Genomic DNA, 4188 nt, shown 5'->3' with positions numbered 1-4188 from the left:
CTGCTGAAATTAAAGGCAATTACATTCGTATGGGGATTGAATTTAATGCCAGTGGCAAGCGTGTTGCTTATCATTTCTGGGAACAGCACCCCTATGATGCTTCTCCTTCCAACATAGCATTTAAGAGCCAAGAGCGCGTGCGCGTACCTGCTGAAATGGTCCTTCATATCAAAGAGCGCCGTATTGCTGGACAGTTGCGCGGTTCTCCCAAAATAACGCGTGCTATGACAAAGATCTTTCAACTGGAATCCTATGATGATGCAGAACTTGATCGAAAAAGGACGGCGGCTCTTTTCGCGGCGTTTGTCAAGGACAATTCACCAAACGTCGAAAAATTATCCGATAATCGTGATAAAAACAACGTTGAAGAAAAATACAAAGCACCTGTCATTGCGCCCGGTGCATCTCTTTATTTAGGAGAGAATAAAGAGGTTACATTCTCAAATCCTGTTGAGGTTGGTGGCTCTTATGAGGCTTTTCAATTTCGCAATATCTTGAAAATTTGTGCAGCACTTAATATGCCTTATGCCGTTGTGACAGGGGATGTTACGCGGGGAAACTTCTCCAATGTACGCACCTCCATCATTCAATTTAGGCGTCACGTTAAACAATGGCGTGAACATATCATTGCCTTTCAGTTTAATCGCATTGTTTGGGAGCGCTTTGTTGAAATGGCAGTGCTTTCTGAATGCGTCAATTTGCCAGAGTGGGAAGAAAATCCCTTGCCATGGCTTCAATGTGAAAGCTTTGCACCACCCCTGGAAATGATTGATCCAAACAAGGATATCTCTGCGGAAAAAGAAGAAATCCGTGCAGGCTTGAAAACACGCCGTATGGCACTTGCCGAGCGTGGCTTTGATATCGACAGCATTCATGCCGAACTTGAGGAAGAGCACACAGACGCTCGTGAGCGCGGCTTATCTTTTGACACGGATATGGTAGCGCCCTCTGGTAGCAATCAAGTAATTGATACCGCAGATTCAGACCCTTCTGAAACTTATGAAAGTAACCAAGGCAGTGAGGCACATACAAATGGTGAATAATCTTGATATGCCGTTTTTGGTATCACGGCTTTTTGGTGTTCCTCATATGCTTGCATCGACAAAGCTTGATGTCATTTTGAATGCTCTTGCGCCGCGTCTTTTTGAGGGAGAAAAGTTTCCTCCTAAGGCTTTTGCGCAAGGGGATACAGCGTCTTTCAGACCCCCTGAAACTTATGTGGTGCAAAACAATATTGCCATCCTACCAGTTCATGGCACACTTGTGCGCCGCGGTGCATGGCTTGGTGCTCTCTCAGGGTTAACCTCTTATGAAGGTTTAAGAGCTTCTTTTCGTGAAGCCATTGCACAACCTGATGTTCGCGCTGTCTTACTGGATATTGACAGTAGCGGTGGAGAAGCCGGCGGTGTGTTTGATTTGGTTGAAGAGTTTCAAACACTCTCAAAACAATACAATAAACCCATTTGGGCGCATGCCAATGAGTTTGCCTGTTCTGCAGCTTATGCCATTGCTTGTGCGGCTTCTCAAATATGGGTTGCTCGCACGGGTGTTGTAGGCTCGATTGGGGTTGTTTGCGCCCATCTTGACCAATCCCGTGCGGATGAGAAACACGGGCATAAATGGACCTTCGTTTTTGAAGGGGATCACAAGGTTCACGGCAATTCTCACGAACCCTTGAGCGATACAGCACAGATAAAAATGCAAGCCGATTGCGCCCTGCTCTACGAGATGTTTGTCGATTTGGTGGCGCAAAACAGACCGCTGAATGCTGATGCAATTCGCGACACAAAAGCAGAAACTTTTATAGGCACCCAAGCTCTCAAACTTGGATTAGCAGATGCGCAAGGCACGCTTGCGCAAGCTTTGGAAACCTTAACGGATTCCATATCACAAAACCCAACATCAACAACAGAAGAAGGACAAAACACATGGCACGCACACAATACCGCGCCCAAGAAGAAGATGATGATGAAAAGATTGTCGACATCATCAATGACGAGGAAGAGGATGAAGACGATAGCGACATCAACAAAAACACCGAAGACTTCGACGACGAAGAAGATGATGAGGACGAAGACAATGAGGACAATGAAGACAAGCGTCAAGACATGAAAGCCGTGCTTGAACAAGAAAGAAAGCGCGCCAAAGCACTGACAAACCTTGAAAAGCAAGCAAAGCGTCTAGGCGTTTCTTTTGATGCAGCAAAAGCTATTCAAAAAGGTATGAGCATCGAGAAAGCACGCCAGTGTGTGTTGGCGGCTGCTAGCTCTCAGAGCGCGTCTTTAAAATTATCGACCACAGCTCCCCATCGTGATGGGACGAGCAAGACCAAAGTTTATACAAAATGGGAAACAGCTTGGAGGGCAATAAAATGAATAATATTATTTATGACGACGTACGCAATGGGGCTTATCTTGGTCCCTACGATCCTGATATGTCAAACGAAGAAGTGGTTTTTGCATCAGGAGCATTCATTGAAGCAGGCACTGTGATGGGGAAGATTACCTCATCAGAAAAATATGTCCCTCTTGATCCAGCAGCATCAGATGGCAGTCAAATCCCTGCTGGGATTTCTTTTGCTACTGTTGACGCGACAGACGCAGATCAACGTGCTGTCATTACAGCGCGTTTGTGCACTGTGAAAGCTTCTGAATTGCTATGGCCCGATGCCATCACGGATGAGCAAAAGAAAGCAGCCATTCAGTCTTTAGAAGACAAGAACAACATTCTATTGAGATAGGAGAATGCACACATGGATATGAATTTTTTTAAACATGATGCTTTCTCAAGCATCACAATGATGAAAGCCATCGAAAACTATGAGTTTCAACCTGGTATTGTAAGCTCTCTTAATCTTTTTGAGGAAGTTGAAACAAGAACGAGAGTGGTTGATATTGAGCGACGTGACATATTACCTATTCAAACCAGTGAACGCGGTGCACCTTTGGCAGAAGATGATAAAAACAGTCACTTTCAATTTTTTCAAACAACACGTATTGCCAAAAGTGATACCGTAAAGGCAGAAAAGATCCAAGGATGGGGTGAATTTGGAATAGAAGACCAGCTAGAAATGGCAATGAAGTATATCGCCAGAAAACAAAAGAAACTGATTTCTGAAATCGAATTGACATGGGAGAATATGCAACTTGGCGCTGTTCAAGGTGTTGTCCTTGATGCTGATGGCTCCGTAATTATCGACTGGTACAAGGAATGGGAAATCACACCCCCAAAGCCCATTGATTTTAAACTGAATAATGAAACAACCAATGTTGCTGATAATGTTGATCAAGTCATTATGAGAATGATTGAAGCTTCAAAGGGTGCATTCACTGATCGTTCACGCATTATTGGGCTTTGTGGAAATGAGTTTTTCTCCAAATTGAAAAACCATAAAACAATTCGTGAGACCTATCTCAACACAGCTTTTTCACAAATTTTGAATAGCGCCGGAGGTGTTGCAACACCAACTGCTCTTAGTTCAGGGAGCTTTGGCAGTTTTGACTTTGCCGGTGTGACCTTTATCAATTACCGGAGTATTTATAACTATAATGTGAGTGCGAAGGCTGGAACAAAGCGCGCCATAGGCATTAAGCCGGATGAATGCCAATTCTTTCCCGCCAATGCACCGGGAGTGTTTCAAAAAACCTTTTCACCAGCAGAAAGTTTGGATTTTGTCAACACGGTTGGAAAGCCTCTTTATGCCACTCTCGTTCCAGATCACGAATGCAACACATGGGCTAAACTTTCACTGTATAGCTATCCGCTTTACATTTGCACACGCCCTGAAATGCTGTTTAAAGCCGTGATTGGAGCGAAATAACATGCAATGGCACGGGCTGCTAAACCAAATGGTTAAAGATGTGCGCAACACCTTTGGGCAGCCCGTCATCTACACGCGAAAGGACAACCAGCAGATTTTTCGTATTACAGCGATTTACACCATTAAGCATTCGGAATCGGATGCTGGTGGCAGAACCCCCACAACAATTCCAAGAAAGGAACTTGATCTTTGTATCAATGATATTGGGGGGTTACCACCAAAACCTGAAGATAATGTTGTAATCATTTCCCCTGAAAACAGCAAAGCTCCCTCTTCTCAAGAGCACTTCGTGATCACAGATGTCCAAGCCTCAGAATCTGATATGTATAAACTTATCTTGCGAGAACTAAAACAATGATGCATCTTTG

6 protein-coding genes are annotated in these 4188 nt (G+C 44.2%); all 6 read left to right on the top strand.

Annotated elements, in window-relative coordinates:
• A partial coding sequence (locus MCO_RS09585) for a phage portal protein (protein WP_007554264.1) occupies positions 1-1043 on the top strand: 1043 nt, incomplete at its 5' end.
• The gene (locus tag MCO_RS09580; protein WP_007554176.1) at positions 1033-2112 is read left to right on the top strand and encodes a S49 family peptidase; all 1080 of its coding nucleotides are present in this window, start codon (positions 1033-1035) and stop codon (positions 2110-2112) included. The genes MCO_RS09585 and MCO_RS09580, both read left to right, overlap by 11 nt.
• Entirely contained in the window at positions 2109-2375 is a 267-nt protein-coding gene (locus MCO_RS09575) for a hypothetical protein (RefSeq protein ID WP_040299243.1), read from the top strand. Before MCO_RS09580 ends, MCO_RS09575 begins: the two co-directional genes overlap by 4 nt.
• Positions 2372-2740, top strand: coding sequence for a head decoration protein (locus MCO_RS09570; protein WP_007554263.1), 369 nt, complete (start codon positions 2372-2374; stop codon positions 2738-2740). The genes MCO_RS09575 and MCO_RS09570 overlap by 4 nt, the downstream gene beginning before the upstream one ends.
• 12 nt (positions 2741-2752) lie before the next feature.
• Complete coding sequence (locus MCO_RS09565; protein ID WP_007554261.1) at positions 2753-3820, top strand: major capsid protein; 1068 nt, start codon at positions 2753-2755, stop codon at positions 3818-3820.
• A 1-nt stretch (position 3821) separates the two neighbouring features.
• Positions 3822-4178: a hypothetical protein gene (locus MCO_RS09560; RefSeq protein WP_007554260.1), complete on the top strand. Its 357-nt coding sequence runs from the start codon at positions 3822-3824 to the stop codon at positions 4176-4178.
• The last annotated feature ends 10 nt before the right edge of the window (positions 4179-4188 follow it).

Origin of the sequence: Bartonella sp. DB5-6 (genome assembly GCF_000278115.1) — a bacterium.
Taxonomy (GTDB): domain Bacteria; phylum Pseudomonadota; class Alphaproteobacteria; order Rhizobiales; family Rhizobiaceae; genus Bartonella; species Bartonella refiksaydamii.
The sequence above is the reverse complement of the archived record's forward strand: the minus strand, read 5'-3'. Positions and strand labels throughout refer to the sequence as shown.